At 65.0% G+C, this 15,744-nt stretch carries 17 protein-coding genes; 11 read left to right on the forward strand and 6 right to left on the reverse strand.

From position 1 onward, the window contains the following. Nucleotides 1-7 precede the first annotated feature (7 nt). Complete coding sequence (hglS, locus tag ACT6VE_RS14655) at nucleotides 8-1,405, reverse strand: 2-oxoadipate dioxygenase/decarboxylase HglS (RefSeq protein ID WP_444799309.1); 1,398 nt, start codon at nucleotides 1,403-1,405, stop codon at nucleotides 8-10. Nucleotides 1,406-1,520: 115 nt separating this feature from the next. Between hglS and ACT6VE_RS14660 the strand changes: the two genes are divergently transcribed. Further along, a complete protein-coding gene (locus ACT6VE_RS14660; RefSeq protein ID WP_444799310.1) occupies nucleotides 1,521-2,423 on the forward strand; it encodes a LysR substrate-binding domain-containing protein in 903 nt (300 codons plus the stop codon). A gap of 110 nt (nucleotides 2,424-2,533) precedes the next feature. Beyond that, complete coding sequence (locus ACT6VE_RS14665) at nucleotides 2,534-3,817, forward strand: NAD(P)/FAD-dependent oxidoreductase (RefSeq protein ID WP_444799311.1); 1,284 nt, start codon at nucleotides 2,534-2,536, stop codon at nucleotides 3,815-3,817. A gap of 15 nt (nucleotides 3,818-3,832) precedes the next feature. Here the strand turns inward: ACT6VE_RS14665 and ACT6VE_RS14670 are convergent, their stop codons facing one another. Genes ACT6VE_RS14670 through ACT6VE_RS14680 form a run of 3 tightly spaced genes read right to left on the reverse strand, consistent with a single transcriptional unit; the run spans nucleotide 3,833 to nucleotide 5,697 of the window. Further along, entirely contained in the window at nucleotides 3,833-4,114 is a 282-nt protein-coding gene (locus ACT6VE_RS14670; protein WP_444799312.1) for a helix-turn-helix domain-containing protein, read from the reverse strand. Further along, nucleotides 4,111-4,440: a type II toxin-antitoxin system RelE/ParE family toxin gene (locus tag ACT6VE_RS14675; protein ID WP_444799313.1), complete on the reverse strand. Its 330-nt coding sequence runs from the start codon at nucleotides 4,438-4,440 to the stop codon at nucleotides 4,111-4,113. The genes ACT6VE_RS14670 and ACT6VE_RS14675 overlap by 4 nt, the downstream gene beginning before the upstream one ends. A 57-nt stretch (nucleotides 4,441-4,497) precedes the next feature. Next, complete coding sequence (locus ACT6VE_RS14680) at nucleotides 4,498-5,697, reverse strand: MFS transporter (protein ID WP_444799314.1); 1,200 nt, start codon at nucleotides 5,695-5,697, stop codon at nucleotides 4,498-4,500. A gap of 109 nt (nucleotides 5,698-5,806) precedes the next feature. Between ACT6VE_RS14680 and ACT6VE_RS14685 the strand changes: the two genes are divergently transcribed. From ACT6VE_RS14685 to ACT6VE_RS14710, 6 genes are all read left to right on the forward strand, one after another. Continuing rightward, the gene (locus ACT6VE_RS14685; protein ID WP_444799315.1) at nucleotides 5,807-6,628 is read left to right on the forward strand and encodes an AraC family transcriptional regulator; all 822 of its coding nucleotides are present in this window, start codon (nucleotides 5,807-5,809) and stop codon (nucleotides 6,626-6,628) included. Between the two features lie 129 nt (nucleotides 6,629-6,757). Then, the gene (gene cobF, locus ACT6VE_RS14690) at nucleotides 6,758-7,537 is read left to right on the forward strand and encodes a precorrin-6A synthase (deacetylating) (protein ID WP_444799316.1); all 780 of its coding nucleotides are present in this window, start codon (nucleotides 6,758-6,760) and stop codon (nucleotides 7,535-7,537) included. Further along, nucleotides 7,534-8,883 carry a precorrin-3B synthase gene (cobG, locus tag ACT6VE_RS14695; protein ID WP_444799317.1) on the forward strand — a complete coding sequence of 450 codons (1,350 nt, stop codon included), beginning with the start codon at nucleotides 7,534-7,536 and terminating at the stop codon, nucleotides 8,881-8,883. Before cobF ends, cobG begins: the two co-directional genes overlap by 4 nt. Further along, a complete protein-coding gene (locus ACT6VE_RS14700; RefSeq protein ID WP_444799318.1) occupies nucleotides 8,880-9,512 on the forward strand; it encodes a precorrin-8X methylmutase in 633 nt (210 codons plus the stop codon). The genes cobG and ACT6VE_RS14700 overlap by 4 nt, the downstream gene beginning before the upstream one ends. A gap of 2 nt (nucleotides 9,513-9,514) precedes the next feature. Further along, nucleotides 9,515-10,252: a precorrin-2 C(20)-methyltransferase gene (locus ACT6VE_RS14705; RefSeq protein WP_444799563.1), complete on the forward strand. Its 738-nt coding sequence runs from the start codon at nucleotides 9,515-9,517 to the stop codon at nucleotides 10,250-10,252. After that, entirely contained in the window at nucleotides 10,249-11,013 is a 765-nt protein-coding gene (locus ACT6VE_RS14710; RefSeq protein WP_444799319.1) for a precorrin-3B C(17)-methyltransferase, read from the forward strand. The genes ACT6VE_RS14705 and ACT6VE_RS14710 overlap by 4 nt, the downstream gene beginning before the upstream one ends. Here the strand turns inward: ACT6VE_RS14710 and ACT6VE_RS14715 are convergent. Further along, nucleotides 10,977-11,747 (reverse strand): cobalt-precorrin-6A reductase, encoded by a 771-nt coding sequence (locus tag ACT6VE_RS14715; RefSeq protein ID WP_444799320.1) that lies wholly within the window; start codon nucleotides 11,745-11,747, stop codon nucleotides 10,977-10,979. The genes ACT6VE_RS14710 and ACT6VE_RS14715 overlap by 37 nt on opposite strands. Between ACT6VE_RS14715 and cbiE the strand changes: the two genes are divergently transcribed. Beyond that, nucleotides 11,740-12,996 (forward strand): precorrin-6y C5,15-methyltransferase (decarboxylating) subunit CbiE, encoded by a 1,257-nt coding sequence (gene cbiE, locus ACT6VE_RS14720; RefSeq protein WP_444799321.1) that lies wholly within the window; start codon nucleotides 11,740-11,742, stop codon nucleotides 12,994-12,996. The genes ACT6VE_RS14715 and cbiE overlap by 8 nt on opposite strands. A 1-nt stretch (nucleotide 12,997) precedes the next feature. Further along, nucleotides 12,998-13,759 carry a precorrin-4 C(11)-methyltransferase gene (cobM, locus tag ACT6VE_RS14725; RefSeq protein ID WP_444799322.1) on the forward strand — a complete coding sequence of 254 codons (762 nt, stop codon included), beginning with the start codon at nucleotides 12,998-13,000 and terminating at the stop codon, nucleotides 13,757-13,759. Here the strand turns inward: cobM and ACT6VE_RS14730 are convergent. Continuing rightward, a complete protein-coding gene (locus ACT6VE_RS14730; protein ID WP_444799564.1) occupies nucleotides 13,756-14,631 on the reverse strand; it encodes a LysR substrate-binding domain-containing protein in 876 nt (291 codons plus the stop codon). The two genes, cobM and ACT6VE_RS14730, sit on opposite strands and share 4 nt — an antisense overlap. Nucleotides 14,632-14,709: 78 nt before the next feature. On the opposite strand from ACT6VE_RS14730, the gene ACT6VE_RS14735 reads away from it, so the two are divergent. Then, nucleotides 14,710-15,744, forward strand: a complete 1,035-nt coding sequence (locus ACT6VE_RS14735) for a YeiH family protein (protein ID WP_444799323.1) — start codon at nucleotides 14,710-14,712, stop codon at nucleotides 15,742-15,744.

Below are 15,744 nucleotides of genomic sequence, written 5' to 3' on the forward strand. Positions count from 1 at the left end.
TCGTCCGTCACTCCGCGGCGGCCGCCATGTTGACGATGCCGAGGCACATTTCAAGCGATGCGCGCTGGATGCCGGCATAGTGCGCGAATTCATCCAGAACCGTTGCACCGAGATCGCGCTCGAACATCATCTGGTTCGGGCTCGCGACAAAATCCTGCGCCGCATCGTCGCCGAGGTTCGACTGGAAGATGCCCGCGGCGCTGACCGGGAGAAAGTCTTCGTAGACGATCGGATCGAACTGGATGAGGCCGGCTTCGATCGCGGTTTCGAGATCAGCCCTGCGGCCGGAGACCGACATACCCTTTTCCGTCAGCGAATAGCTGAAATAGCCAAGGCCCGCTTTGCGAATACCGTCCCAGGTGTCCGGGAAGGCCTTGAAGACGTCGGCAAGTGCTGCTTCGTATTCGCTCGCATTGGAGCCGTCGGCGGCCGGGCGCACGCGGGCACGGGTGTCGTTCAAAAGCGTGTCGTAGAGCGCGCGACCCTTCGGGGTCAGCGCCACACCGCGCTGCTCGATCTCGCCGAAGCGGGCGCTGTGCGAGCCCTCCTGCCAAGTGCCGTCTGCAGCGGTGAAGGAAACGGCCTCTTCCAGCGCCTTGAACGAGGTCTGGCGCAGCAGGATCGGGCAGTTGCGGGTCGGCGGGCCTTCGACGATGGCCTTGGGCGCGATGCCCTCCTGCGGCATGCGCGTCTGGATCTTGTCGATATCCAGCGTGCGCGGCGTCAGGTGGTTGATGTGCGGGCCCTTAAAGGAGACGACGTCGGCGATCAGGCGATGTGCATCGTGCAGGCGCTTGTACATGTCGGCGCTGACGATAGCATGGTCGTGCCAGCGGAAGGTTTCGAGCAGTTGCGCGACGAAGCGGGCGGCGTCAGCGGCGTCCAGGCCGCCATCGCGCTCGGCCTTTTCGACGAGGGCCACGGCCTCATCCGTAAAGATTTTTCGCGCCGCGAGCACATCGGCCGCTTCCTGGCGCAGTGTTTCGTCGGCGATCAGATCAAGGCGGAGCAACGAGGTGAAAACACGAAAGGGGTTGCGGCTGAGGCTTTCGGTGCCGACCGGGCGGAAGGCGGTGGAATGCACCGGCACGCCGGCCGTGGAAAGATCGTAATAACCGACGGGGGCCATGCCCATGACGGCGAAGGCGCGGCGCATCATGGAAAGTTCTTGTCGTGTGCCGAGGCGGATGGCGCCGTGGCGCTCTTCCGAAATGCGGTCGAGCGTATCCGTCGCTTCAAGCCGGGTCTTGAGGTGCGCATCCGAAGAAAGCGTCTCGTCATTGACCGAGGCCACCAGCGACATCAGCGTGCCATAGGCCGGAACCTCGTCGCGGTACATGGCGGACATGGCGGCGGAGAAATTCGAACGGATCTTGTCTGCGGAAATGTACGAATTTGCTTTCATGGCGAGCGGTCTCATCTTACAAGGGTGGGTGCCCTGTTCATTCTCAAAACGGATCATACCGGATCGTTTCCTTGAGCGATTGCGACCGTTCTGACTATGTTGATGCGAGGAAAGAATGAAGCTCAGTCGAAGGCTGATCCCGGACGTCACCACGCTGCAGGCGTTCGAATGTGCCGCGCGCCATGGCAGTTTCACGCAGGCGGCGCACGAACTGAACCTCACCCAGAGCGCCGTCAGCCGGCAGATCAAGGACCTCGAGGAACAGCTCGGCGTGCTGCTGTTCGAGCGCGTGCGCCAGCGTGTCGTGCTGTCGGATGACGGGCGGCGTTTCCTGCCGGAAGTGCGCAAGCTGCTGCACCAGACGGAAGAAACCATGCTGCGCGCCATGGCGTCGGCGTCGTCCGAACACAGTCTTAGCATCGCGACGCTGCCGACCTTCGGCAGCCGCTGGCTGACACCGCGCATTCCGGCTTTCCTCAGCGAACATCCGGGCACGATCGTCAACATCGCCTCGCGTTCGAAACCCTTCGATTTCGACGAAGAGAATTTTGACCTTGCCATCCATTACGGCCAGCCGGTCTGGGCGCGCGCCGCCTGCTCCTACTTATGCAGCGAGGTCATCCTGCCGGCGGCAAGCCCGGAGCTTCTGAAGGCGTGGAATTTTTCCGAGCCGAAGGACCTGGAGACAGCGCCGCTCCTCCATCTCGCGACGCGTCCAAAGCTCTGGGCGCAATGGTTCGAGCTGAACGGCGGCTCGGCGGATACCGCCTATCGCGGCCACCGCTTCGACCAGTTCGCCATGGTCATCGAATCGGCCGTGGCCGGTCTCGGCTTTGCGCTCCTGCCGCATTATCTGATCGAGCAGGAGTTGGCGAACGGCCGGCTGGCCGTCGTCTTCGACCGGCCGATGGAGACGGAAAACAGCTATTATCTCGTCGCGCCCGAGGGAAAGCTCGAAAATCCGCTGAGCCAGGCGTTTCGTGCGTGGATCGTCAATCAGGTTCCCGACCGGCGTTGACCGCCTGTCATGCGGACGGGGCATGACCCCGTTCTGATTTTTTGCTTTAGTCATGGTGCCGCATCGTCGATGGTGCGGGAATAGCTCCTCCTTCTGAAAAGCAGACCACCATGCTCAACGACCCGCGCTCCCATGGCCTTTGGGAGATGACCGCACCGCCCGCTCCTGAAACGGTCGCCTTTTCCGGCAAGGCGGATGCGGATGTCGTCATCGTCGGTGGCGGCTATACCGGGTTCTCGACAGCACTCCATCTTGCCGAGCGCGGTACGCGGGTCATCCTGCTGGAAGGTGCTGAAATCGGTTACGGCGGCTCGGGCCGCAATGTCGGCCTCGTCAATGCCGGCATGTGGGTGATGCCGGACGAGTTGCCGGGCGTGCTCGGCGATCTCTACGGCAGCCGATTGCTCGAACTGCTCGGCAATGCGCCGCGCCTGGTGTTCGAACTTGTCGAAAAGCACAAGATCGACTGCGAAATCAATCCGGCCGGCACGCTGCATTGCGCTGTTGGTCAATCGGGCCTCGATGAATTGAAGCAGCGTGCGGAGCAATGGTCGCGTCGCGGCGCGCCGGTGCGCCTGCTCGATGCAGCCGAGACAGCGGTGAAGGTCGGCACGGATGCCTATGCAGGCGCGCTTCTCGACATGCGCGCCGGCACGATCCAGCCGCTCGCCTATGCGCGCGGCCTTTCGCGCGCTGCGATTGCCGCCGGCGCACAGGTCTTTACGGGAAGCCCGGTGACGGGTGCGGAGCGGACCGGCAAGCGCTGGACGGTCAACACTCCGCGCGGTTCGGTGACGGCGGACTGGGTCGTCGTCGCGACCAATGCCTATACGGTGGCACCCTGGAACGAAGTGCGCGCCGAGCTTCTCCACCTGCCCTACTTCAATTTCGCCACGGTGCCGCTCTCGGCGGAGATGCAGGCAAAAATCCTGCCGGAGAAGCAGGGCGCGTGGGACACGAAGGAAGTGCTTTCCTCCTTCCGCTTTGACAAGCGCGGCCGACTGGTGTTCGGCAGCGTCGGGGCATTGCGCGGCATGGGGACCGGCATCCACAAATCCTGGGCCCGACGGGCGCTCAAAAAGCTTTTCCCGGCGATCGGCGACGTCGCCTTCGAGGCGGAATGGTACGGCAAGATCGGCATGACCACCGACAACCTGCCGCGCTTCCACCGCTTGGCCGAAAATGTCATCGGTTTTTCCGGCTATAACGGTCGCGGCATCGCGCCGGGCACCGTTTTCGGCCGCACGCTGGCGCAACTCATATCCGGCGAGATCGCCGAGATGGACCTGCCGCTGCCCGTCAGCGATCCCGAGGCCCAGTCCTTCCGCTCGGTGCGGGAGGGCTATTACGAACTCGGCGCCCAGATCGCCCATTTTGCGGGCGCGCGGTTTTGAGACCAAGACAATCGGTCAGGCTGCTTCCGAGATTTGTATTTCAACATGGAGCCCGGCTGCGGCCACCATGTTGACCAACGTATCGAGGGCGAACAAGGTGATCTTACCACGCAGAAGATCGGATACACGCGGCTGTGTGACGCCGAGTTTGCGTGCGGCTTCTGCCTGCGTCCAACCCTTCGCACCGATATGCTGCTCCAATGCCATCATCAACTGGGAGCGAAGCTTCATGTTCTCTGCCTCGGCGGGAGTATTTTCGATCGCGTCCCATATGCTTGTGAAAGTCTCGTTGCTCATGAGCCTAATTCCTTCACGAGTTCGCTATAGCGTTTCCCTGCTAGGTCCAAATCCGCCTTACTGGTCTTCTGCGTCTTCTTTTGAAAACAGTGCAGCACATAAACTGCATCGGCGAGTCTTGCGATGTAGATCACCCGAAACGCTCCGGCTTCATCCCGAATCCTGATTTCCTGTACGCCTCTGCCCACGGTCGTCATCGGCTTCCAGTCCGTCGGGGACTGGCCATTTTGCACGCGGTCGAGTTGGTAGCCTGCTTCGCGCCGCGCTGAATCGGGGAAGACGCGCAAATCATCGAGGGCGGTGCCGCAGAACTTAACCGTCTTCATGCGGGGAACTATACAAAATTTTGTATGTTCCCCGCAAGACGTTTGATTGTCAGGATCTCAGTGCTTGCCCGGCAGGCGCGGCAGGAAGATCGTGAGAATGCCGAGCAGCGGCATGTACGAGCAGACCTGGAAGACAAACGCGATGCCGTGGCTGTCCGCGACGCCGCCGAGCAGGGCTGCTCCCAGACCGCCCGCGCCAAAAGCGAAGCCGAAGAAGATGCCGGCGATCATGCCGACGCGGCCCGGTATCAGCTCCTGCGCGAAGACGACGATGGCCGAGAAGGCTGACGAGAAGATCAGGCCGATCAGCACCGTCAGCGCGCCCGTCCAGAACAGGTTGGCGTAGGGCAGCATCAGCGCGAAGGGGATGACGCCGAGGATCGAGAACCAGATCACGAAGCGCGTGCCGAAGCGGTCGCCGATCGGGCCGCCCATGAAGACGCCGACGGCCGAGGCGCCGAGGAACAAGAACAGCATGAGCTGCGCCTGCTGTATGTCGAGGCCGAAGCGTTCGATCGTATAGAAGGTGAAGTAGCTCGAAATGCTGGCGAGATAGGCGTTCTTCGTCGTCGTCAGCAGAACGAGCACGGCCAGCGCCCAGGCAACGCGTTTGCCCGGCAGCGGCAGTTCACGGCTGGCCGCGGGGCGGCCGGCGGACGAGCGGCGCTCGCCGGCATACCATTTGCCGACCCAGGTCAGGATGATCATGCCGATGAGGGCGACCGCCGAGAACCAGGCAACGCTCGTCTGGCCGAAGGGCAGCACGATGAAGGCGGCGAGCAGCGGGCCGATCGCCGTGCCGGCATTGCCGCCGACCTGGAACATCGATTGCGCGAGGCCGTGGCGGCCGCCGGAGGCGAGGCGGGCGACGCGCGAGGATTCCGGGTGGAAGATCGCCGAGCCGAGGCCGATCAGGCAGGCGCCGAAGATCAGCACGGGGAACGAATGCGCATAGGCGAGCATGATGAGGCCGACGAAGGTGCTTCCCATGCCGACCGGCAGCGAGAAGGGCATCGGCCAGCGGTCCGTCACGATGCCGACGGCCGGCTGCAGCAGCGAGGCCGTCACCTGGAAGGCCATCGTCAGCAGGCCGATCTGCACGAAGTCGAGCGCGTAGTTTTCCTTCAGGAGCGGATAGAGCGAGGTCAGCAGCGACTGCATGATGTCGTTCAGCATATGGCAGGCGCTGACCGCGGCGATAATGGAATAGGTGGCGGTTGCGGTGCTGCGGGGCACCGCGGGAACGACAGTCGACATGATGGCCTCGATTGATCCGCCCGGTTTGGCGTCTTTGTCGTTCCCATACTAGGATTGCGCGCGGCCTGCTTTTGTGCTGAGGTCCATTTCTTACGCGAGTGGGCCAAAGATGGAAAAATTGACCGCGGCGCGCCTCAAGGCGCTCGATGACGATCACATCCGCAATCTTTCCCGCATGGAACAGTCGAACGAGGACGTTCTGGTCCACAGTTCGGAGATTCCCGGCGGCTATACCGTGCCGCCGCACCGCCATCGTCGCACGCAGTTCCTCTGCGTCTTTGCCGGCGTCGTGCTGGTTTCGACGGATCGCGGCCGCTGGATGATCCCGCCCGGCCATGCGCTGCTCATCCCGCGCGGGCTTGAACATTCCGTCGAGATGTACAGCGATGTCAGCATGCGCTCCGTCTATATCTATTCGCCGGAAGGCCGCGCCGCCTCGCAGGAGCCGACGGTGCTGGAGGTGACGGACCTTGCCCGGCAGCTGATCACGGAGGCGGTGCGCAAGGGCGCGCTTTCCGAGGAGCGCAACCGGGCTGAGCTGGTGATGGCGCTGCTGCTCGACGAGATCGGCCGCCTGCCCGAACGCCGCCTCGGCCTGCCCTTTCCGGCGAGCGGCCGGCTTGCCGGCCTTTGCCGTGATTTCGTCGAGCAGCCGTCACCGACGGCGAAGATCGACGATTGGGCGCGACGCCTCAACATGAGCCGGCGCACCTTCACGCGGTTCTTTCGCGAGGAGATGGGCATCAGTTTCGTGACCTGGCGCCAGCAGGCCTGCCTGTTTGCCTGCCTGCCGCGGCTTGCTGCCGGCGAGCCGGTGACACGCGTGGCGCTCGAAGCCGGCTATGAAAGCGTGCCGGCCTTCACCACCATGTTCAAGCGCATGCTCGGCTCCTCCCCGCGCGCCTATCTCACAAGCCGCGAGGCGGCGTAGGAGTCTCAAAAAGACCGGCAAAGGACGCGATCCGGGGACTGTTTTCCGTTGGCTTTTGGGATTAGGAAGGGGTGCGGGACCCAAATCGGGCCGCAGACCGGGAGCGCAAGCCGCACGGGAGACGGAAATTTGAGGAAAATACAGGTCATCGGGATCGGCGCGGGCAATCCCGAGCACATGACCGTTCAGGCGATCAATGCGCTGAACCGGTCGGATGTGCTGCTTATACCGGTGAAGGGCGACGAAAAGGCCTTTCTCGCCGATGCGCGCCGTGACATCTGCGACCGGTTCCTCACCAATCCTGCCTGCCGCATTCTCGACTACCCCGTGCCGGTGCGCCGCGCCGATGGTTCCTACGAGGACGGCGTCAACGACTGGCACCGCGCCATCGCCGCGATCTACGAGCGCACGCTGCTGAACGCGGTCGGCGAGGACGAGACGCTCGGCCTGCTCGTCTGGGGCGATCCCATGCTTTACGACAGCACCCTGCGCATCATCGGCCATGTCCGCACCGCCGGCCGCGTTGCCTTCGAAACGGAAGTCATCCCCGGCATCACCAGCGTGCAGGCGCTTTGCGCCAGCCACGGCATCGCGCTGAACCGCATCGGCCTACCCGTCGAAATTACCACCGGCCGCCGGCTTGCCGAGGGCTGGCCGGAATCCTCGCGTGATGCGCTGGTCATGCTCGATGGCGTGCAGGCTTTCCGAACGGTGACGGATCCGGAAGCCGACATCTGGTGGGGCGCCTATCTCGGTACGCCGCACGAAATCCTGCTTTCCGGCCGGCTGGCCGATATGGCCGAAACCATCACCGAGACCCGCCGCACGGCGCGCGAAAAGCATGGCTGGATCATGGATACCTATCTGATCCGGCGTCCTGCCACTGAGGCGGAGGAGGGCCCTGCATGACCATGACGCTCGCCCTCGACCGGTGCGATACGGGTGCGCTGCGCCGCGGCGCCTGCCCCTCGATCGCCGCGCCGATGCAGACCGGTGACGGCCTGCTGGTGCGCCTGCGCCCGGTCGCGCCTGCCCTGACGGCGGATGATCTGCTTGCCCTTGCCGATCTCGCCCGCGCCCATGGCAATGGCCTCATCGAAATCACCGCACGCGGCAATCTCCAGCTTCGCGGCTTGACGGAGGCTTCGGTGCCGCGTCTGGCGGCCGGTCTTGCCGCTGCCGGCATCGTTCCCCAGACGGGCGTCGCCATTGAAGTCCCGCCGTTCGCCGGCATCGATCCGTCAGAAATCGCCGATGCCACGCCGGTTGCGGATGCGTTGCGCAAGGCGATTTCCCGGGCATCGTTTACCCTCGCGCCGAAACTCGCAATCGTTGTCGATGGCGGTGGCATGCTTTCGCTTGCCGACATGGTCGCGGATCTCCGGCTCGATGCCGTCGTTGTCGGGGGACGCACGGCGTGGCGCCTGTCGGTCGGTGGCGATCGTCAAAGGGCTAGACCTGTCGCCTTGCTGCCAGAAGATTCCGTGTTGGATGGTGCAATGGCCGTCATCGCCGCGCTTGCGGCTATCGGCCCTTCCGCCCGCGGCCGCGATCTGGATGTCGCCGCGCTGGTGCAGATGCTGGGTGCGAGGCCGATACAGACTGTACCTGCGGCCCTCTCCACCCATCCGCTCGGCGTGCACCGCATCGGGAGTGAAACCGTGCTTGGCTTGGCGCCGGCATATGGCCAGATGCATGCCGATCGGCTTGCGGCGCTTGTCGAGGGACTTTCCGCCTGTGGTGCCGTGGAATTCCGCCTCGCACCCCATCGCAGCCTGCTGGTGCGCGGCCTTTCCGGCGAAACGCTCGCGGCCGCCCGGGCCTGCGCCGATCGCCAGGGGTTCTGGAACACGGACAGTGCGCACGGCCGCACCATCTCCATCTGCGCCGGTACCGCCGGCTGCGCCTCGGCCAGCTTCGACACCCGTGCCGCCGCTGATGCCCTGGTCGCCGAAGCCGGCGCCTTGCTGGACGGCTCCATAGCCATGCACATTTCCGGCTGCCCGAAAGGCTGCGCCCATCCGGCCGGTGCCGCCGTCACACTCTGCGGCACTGCCGCAGGTGTCGGCCTCATCCTTGACGGGCGGGCGAGCGATGCGCCGTCGGCGATTATCCCGGCCGGTGATCTGAAGCCGGCTATCCAGCGCTTCGGCAGCGTTCTGCGCACGCGCCGTGCGGAGGGCGAGACCACCAGAAACCTGCTCGACCGCACTCCACCCGCGGTCCTTCTTTCCGCATATCAAGGCCAGTCATGACCCAGTACGACTACATCAAGGATGGCACTGCCATCTACGAAAAATCCTTCGCGATCATCCGCGCCGAGGCCGATCTCTCGCGCTTCTCCGAGACGGAGGCGGATGTCGCGGTACGAATGATCCACGCTGCCGGCCTGGTGGAGGCCGCGCCGCATTTCGTCTTTTCGCCGGATTTCGTGACGTCCGCGCGCACGGCCCTTCAGGGTGGTGCACCGATCTTCTGCGACGCGGAAATGGTCGCCCGCGGCGTTACCGCCGCTCGCCTTCCCGCCAACAATGAGGTGCTCTGCACGCTGCGCGATCCGCGCACGCCGGAACTTGCCGCGGCAAGCGGCAACACCCGCTCGGCGGCCGCCATCCGGCTCTGGCTTGATCGCATGGCCGGCTCGGTCGTTGCCATCGGCAACGCGCCGACGGCGCTTTTCTACCTGCTGGAACTTTTGCGCGATGGCGCGCCAAAACCGGCGGCGATCCTCGGCATGCCGGTCGGCTTCGTCGGGGCGGCTGAATCCAAGGATGCGCTGGCCGAAAATTCCTATGGCGTGCCCTATGCCATCGTGCGCGGCCGTCTCGGCGGCAGCGCGATGACGGCGGCGGCGCTCAATTCGCTGGCTAGGCCGGGACTATGAACATGGTGGCGACGGTGACGGGACGATTGTATGGCGTGGGAACAGGGCCGGGTGATCCGGAACTCCTGACACTGAAGGCGGTGCGGGCGATCGGCGAGGCGGATGTGCTTGCCTATTTCGCCAAGGCCGGGCGCTCCGGCAATGGGCGGGCGATTGTCGAAGGCCTGCTGAAGCCGGAGATGGTGGAGTTGCCGCTCTACTATCCGGTGACGACGGAGATCGACAAGGACCACGACGACTACAAGAGCCAGATCACGGCCTTCTACGATGCCTCCGCCGCGGCCGTTGCCGAGCATCTCGCCGCCGGTCGCACGGTCGCGATCCTCTCCGAGGGCGACCCGATGTTCTACGGCTCCTACATGCACCTGCATGTGCGGCTCGCCGATCGCTTTCCGACGGAGGTCATCCCCGGCATCACGGCCATGTCCGGCTGCTGGTCGCTCTCCGGCCTGCCGATCGTGCAGGGCGACGACGTGCTTTCCGTGCTGCCGGGCACGATGGGCGAGGACGAGCTGTCACGCCGTCTCGTCGACACGCAGGCCGCCGTCATCATGAAGGTCGGTCGCAACCTGCCGAAAATCCGCCGGGCCCTTTCGCAGGCCGGTCGTCTGGGCGAAGCGGTCTATGTCGAACGCGGCACAACGCCAGTCGGCAAATCCATACGGCTTTCCGAAAAGCTCGACGACACCGCGCCCTATTTCTCGCTGGTGCTCGTGCCGGGCTGGAGCACCCGCGGATGACGGGCAAGCTCTTCGTGATCGGAACCGGTCCCGGCAATCCGGACCAGATGACGCCGGAGGCGCTTAGCGCCGTTGCGGCGTCAACCGAGTTTTTCGGCTACTTTCCCTATATCGACCGACTGAATCTTCGCTCCGACCAGATCAAGGTCGCCTCGGACAATCGCGAGGAATTGAATCGCGCGCAGGCGGCCCTGATCCGTGCAGCGGCGGGTATCAATGTCTGCGTCGTCTCTGGCGGTGATCCCGGCGTCTTCGCCATGGCGGCGGCGGTCTGCGAGGCTATCGATGCGGGGCCGAACGATTGGAAATCCGTGGACCTCGTCATCGTTCCGGGCGTCACCGCGATGCTGGCCGTCGCAGCACGCATCGGCGCGCCGCTCGGCCACGATTTCTGCACGATTTCTCTGTCTGACAATCTAAAACCCTGGGAGATCATCGAGAAGCGGCTGCGCCTGGTGTCCGAAGCCGGTCTCGTCATCGCGCTCTACAATCCGATCAGCAAGGCGCGGCCGTGGCAACTCGGCAAGGCATTCGAGATCCTTCGCGAGACACTTCCGGCCACGACGCCGGTGATCTTCGGCCGTGCCGCGGGCCGGCCGGACGAGCATATGTTGGTGATGCCGTTGGGAGACGCCGCGGCGGAGCGGGCCGACATGGCGACCTGCGTCGTCATCGGCTCGCCGGAAACGCGGGTCATCGCGCGTCCCGGCCTGCCGGACCTGGTCTATACGCCGCGCTTCCTGAAGGACGCGAGCAGATGATCGGTAAGCCGCACCGCATCCTCGACCGTCTCGGCGTGGTGGCCGCTCTCGCTGGCCGCCCGCTCGACGAGTATGACGTTGAGGCCGAGAATGCGCGCGGCGACGATCTTGCCGTAGGTGGCGTCACCGCCGGAATTCTTGCTGACGATGACATCGATGCGCTGTTGCCGCAGCAGATCCACTTCCGCCTCGACGGCGAAGGGGCCGCGGGCGAGCAGATACTCGACGCTCGGTGCCTCCATCGGCGGATCGACTGGATCGACGCTGCGCACGAGATAGTGGTGCTGCGGTGCTGCGTCGAAGGCTCTCGCCTCCTGCCGGCCGATGGCAAGAAAGACGCGGCGCGGCTGCGCACCCAATGCGGTGACGGCCTCTTCGATGGAGGTTCGGCGGATCCAGCGATCGCCCTCCATCTCCTCCCAGCCGCGCCTTTCCAGTCGCAGCAGCGGAATGCCCGCCGCAGCGCTTGCTACACGGGCATTGGCCGAAATCTGCCTGGCGAAGGGATGGGTCGCATCGATCACGAGCTCGATGGCATGCTCATCGAGATAGGCCGCAAGCCCCGGTACGCCGCCGAAACCACCCATGCGCACGGGCACCGGCTGTGGCGCGGGATCGACGGTCCGGCCGGCAAGCGAAAGCGTGACGGCAAGATCGGGTCGGCCGGCAAGGCGGCCGGCAAGGTCGCGGGCTTCCGTCGTGCCGCCCAGTATGAGGATGCGTCGCTTGTCCACGCCTGATCAAATCCCCCCGCAAGCCGCCCCCTGGCTTTCCATCGTCGGGATCGGCGAGGACGGTCTAGCGGGTCTCGGTGACGAGGCCAAGGCCGCAATTGCCGCGGCCGAGCTGGTTTTCGGCGGCACGCGGCATCTGGAACTCGCCGACGCTGTGATCCGGGGCGAGCGCCATGGCTGGTTGTCCCCGTTCGAGCGTTCGGTCGATGCCGTGCTGTCAGTCCGTGGCCGGCCGGTCGTCGTGCTGGCCTCGGGCGATCCGTTTTTCTACGGCGTCGGCGTCACGCTGTCCCGTCGCATCGCACGGGCCGAAATGCGCGTCTTCCCGGCGCCGTCGTCGTTCAGTCTTGCGGCCTCGCGCATGGGCTGGGCGCTTCAGGATACGCTTTGCCTTTCGCTGCATGGCCGCCCCATCGATCTCATTCGCCCGCACCTGCATCCCGGCAGCCGCATTCTTGCTCTGACGTCGGACAGTGACGGCCCGGCGGCGCTGGCCGCCCTGCTTGCGGAAAGCGGCTTTGGCGCCTCGACGCTCACCGTTCTCGAAGCGCTCGGTGGCGCGCGGGATCGGCTGAGCAGCCATCGGGCGGAGACGTTTGCACTTACGGATGCCGATATGCTGAATGTCTGCGCCGTGGAGGTTGCGGCCGGCAGTGCCGCGCGGGTCCTCGCCTATACGCCCGGTCTCGATGACGGTTTGTTCGAGCATGACGGGCAGATCACCAAGCGCGAAGTCCGCGCGCTGACCCTCTCCGCGCTGGCGCCGAAGCGGGGCGAATTGTTGTGGGATGTCGGCGCCGGCTCGGGATCGATCGGCATCGAGTGGATGCTGGCCGATCCCTCGCTTCGCGCCATCGCGATCGAGGGAAACACCGAACGCGCCGCCCGCATCCGCCGCAATGCCAACAATTTCGGCGTGCCGGGCCTTTCGGTAGTCGAGGGCGTGGCGCCGGCAGCGCTTGCCGGGCTTGCTCCGCCGGATGCCGTCTTCATTGGTGGCGGCGGCAGCGAGGCGGGGGTGATGGAGGCGGCGATTGGTGGCCTGAAGGCCGGTGGTCGGCTCGTCGCCAATGCGGTGACGACGGAAATGGAAGCAGTGCTGCTTGCGCACCATGCGCGGCTTGGCGGCGCGTTGACCCGCATCGATATCGCGCGGGCCTCATCCGTCGGGCAGATGACGGGCTGGCGGCCCGCAATGCCGGTCACGCAATGGAGCTGGGTTAAGCCGGCTAAACAAATTGAGGAATAATATGACCGTTCATTTCATCGGCGCCGGCCCCGGCGCTGCCGACCTCATCACTGTGCGTGGGCGGGACCTGATCGGCAAGTGCCCGGTCTGCCTCTATGCCGGTTCCATCGTCTCGCCGGAGCTTCTGCAATATTGCCCGCCCGGTGCGCGTATCGTCGACACGGCGCCGCTATCGCTCGACGAGATCGAGGCGGAATTCTTGCGCGCGGCGCAGGCGGGGGACGACGTCGCGCGGCTGCATTCCGGCGATCTTTCCGTCTGGAGCGCTGTTGCCGAGCAGATCCGCCGGCTCGAAAACCACGGGCTGACCTATACGATGACCCCGGGCGTGCCGTCCTTTGCCGCCGCCGCCGCCGCACTTGGTCGCGAACTCACCATTCCGGCCGTCGCGCAGAGCCTCGTGCTCACCCGCGTCTCCGGCCGCGCCTCGCCCATGCCGAACCGCGAGACGCTGGAGAACTTTGGTGCGACGGGCGCCACATTGGCCATCCATCTGGCCATTCACGCCCTGGATAAGGTGGTCGAAGACCTTACCCCGCTCTACGGCGCCGATTGCCCGGTGGCGATCGTCGTGAAAGCCTCCTGGCCCGATGAGCGTGTGGTGCGCGGCACGCTCGCCGATATCGTGGCGAAAGTCGCCGAAGAGCCGATCGAGCGCACGGCGCTGATCTTCGTCGGCCGCGCGCTCGCGGCCACGGATTTTCGCGAAAGCTCGCTCTACGATCCCACCTACCAACGGCGTTTTCGCGGCCGGGGCGATTAGATCGGCAGAAGGGCTTCCAAAGCGAGCGACGCCTTGGAGCGGTAACGCTCCTTGTGCCGGAGCAGGCGAAAGGCGCGCTCCGGCAGGTCGAAGGCGATGCGGGCCAGGCGGCCCGATGCCAGGTCGTCTGCGACGGCCAGTTCGGAAATCGCGGTTAATGCGCCGCCGGCAAACACGGCGCTGCGCACGGCTTCGTTCGACGGCAGGGAAAGCGTGATGTCGAGGGATGCCTCGTCCACGCCGCGCGCCGCCAGCGCAGCGGTCAGGGCGCCGCGTGTGCCGGAACCCGCTTCGCGCAGAACCCAGTGCGCAGCCAAAAGATCTGCCGGTTCGACCGGTTTGCCCAAGAGCGGATGGCCGGCCGGTGCAACGACGACGACGCGGTCGCGCGCGACGATCCGCTGCGAGAGGGCAGGGTGGTCGATTGCGCCTTCGACGAATCCGAGTTCCACCCGCCCCTCGAGCACGGCCTCGGCAACCTGCTCCGTGTTGCCGCTGCCAACGCGCATGTCGATGGCCGGATAGGCCGCGTGGAAGCGTATGAGCAGCGGGGGCAGCCAGTAGGCGCCGACCGTCTGGCTGGCGGCAAGCGTCAGCGTGCCCCGCTTGAGGCCGCCGATTTCGGTGAGGAAGAGGTCCGTGCTTTCGGCCCGCGCCAGCGTCGCCCTGGCTTCCGGCAGGAAGGCATGGCCTGTCTCCGTCAGTTCGATCCGCCGGCCGGTCCGGTGAAATAGCGCGATGCCGTAGCGCTCCTCCACGACGCGGATCGCCGAGCTGACGGCGGAGGGCGTGAGGTTCAGCGCGTCGGCGGCCTGCGTGAGATGCTCGCGCTCTGCCACGGCGACGAAGATACGGAGCTGATCGAGTGTCATCATCTGTTCGATCCAATCGAATGAAACATCCGATACTTACTGATGGATTGAACAGACTTTCAAGCGCATCGTTGGCGCATGGAAAATTTATCTAATAACAAAGCATTTCTTGGAACGCGTGTTTTGCTGCCGGGTGTCACCCTGGCCGGCCTGGTTTCTGGTCTTGCGGTGCTTGCCGAGCACCTGGAAGTGCGCTTGACGGGTGGAGCCTGGATCGAGGCCCTTGTGCTGGCCATCCTGATCGGCGCCGTGTTGCGGCTGTTTTTGCGTCAACCCGCGCGTTTCGATCCCGGCATTGCCTTCTCGGCAAAGTACTTTCTCGAGGTGGCCATCGTCCTGCTCGGTGCGAGCGTCAGTGCCGCGGCGATCGGGGGCATGGGCATTTCGCTGATCGGTGCCATCGCCGTGGTGGTGGGGGCGGTTCTCATGACGAGTTACGGGATAGGGCGCTGGCTTGGCCTGTCCCGCTCCGTTGCGCTGCTGGTGGCCTGCGGCAACTCGATCTGCGGCAATTCCGCGATTGCCGCGACGGCGCCCGTCATCCGCGCCGACGCCGAGGATGTCGCCTCGTCCATCGCGTTCACCGCCGTGCTCGGCATGATCACCGTGCTGCTCCTGCCGGTGCTGGTGCCGTTGCTCGGCCTTTCGGCGACGGGTTACGGCGTGATGGCAGGCATGACGGTCTATGCAGTGCCGCAGGTGCTGGCGGCGACCGCGCCGGTTTCCGCCCTCAGTATCCAGATCGGCACCTTCGTCAAGCTCGTGCGTGTGCTGATGCTGGGGCCGGTGATCTTCCTGCTGTCTTTTGCTTCGGCGGGGGCGACAGGGCGCAGGCCCGCGCTGCACCGGCTCGTGCCGTGGTTCATCCTTGGTTTTCTCGCCATGCTGACTGCCCGCAGTTTCGGTCTCATCGATGCCACCATGGCGGGTGTGATGGGCGATGCCGCGACGGTGCTGACCATTCTTTCCATGGCCGCACTCGGCCTCGGCATCGACCTGAGGCGCGTGATGCGCGCGGGACCGCGGGTGACGGCCGCGGTCGTGCTATCGCTCGGCGTGCTGGTCATCGCAAGCTACGCCATGGTGCTCGTCCTCAATCTTGCGACGGCCTGA

The sequence above is a fragment of the Shinella sp. genome, from assembly GCF_052438155.1.
In the GTDB taxonomy this organism is placed as follows: Bacteria; Pseudomonadota; Alphaproteobacteria; order Rhizobiales; family Rhizobiaceae; genus Shinella.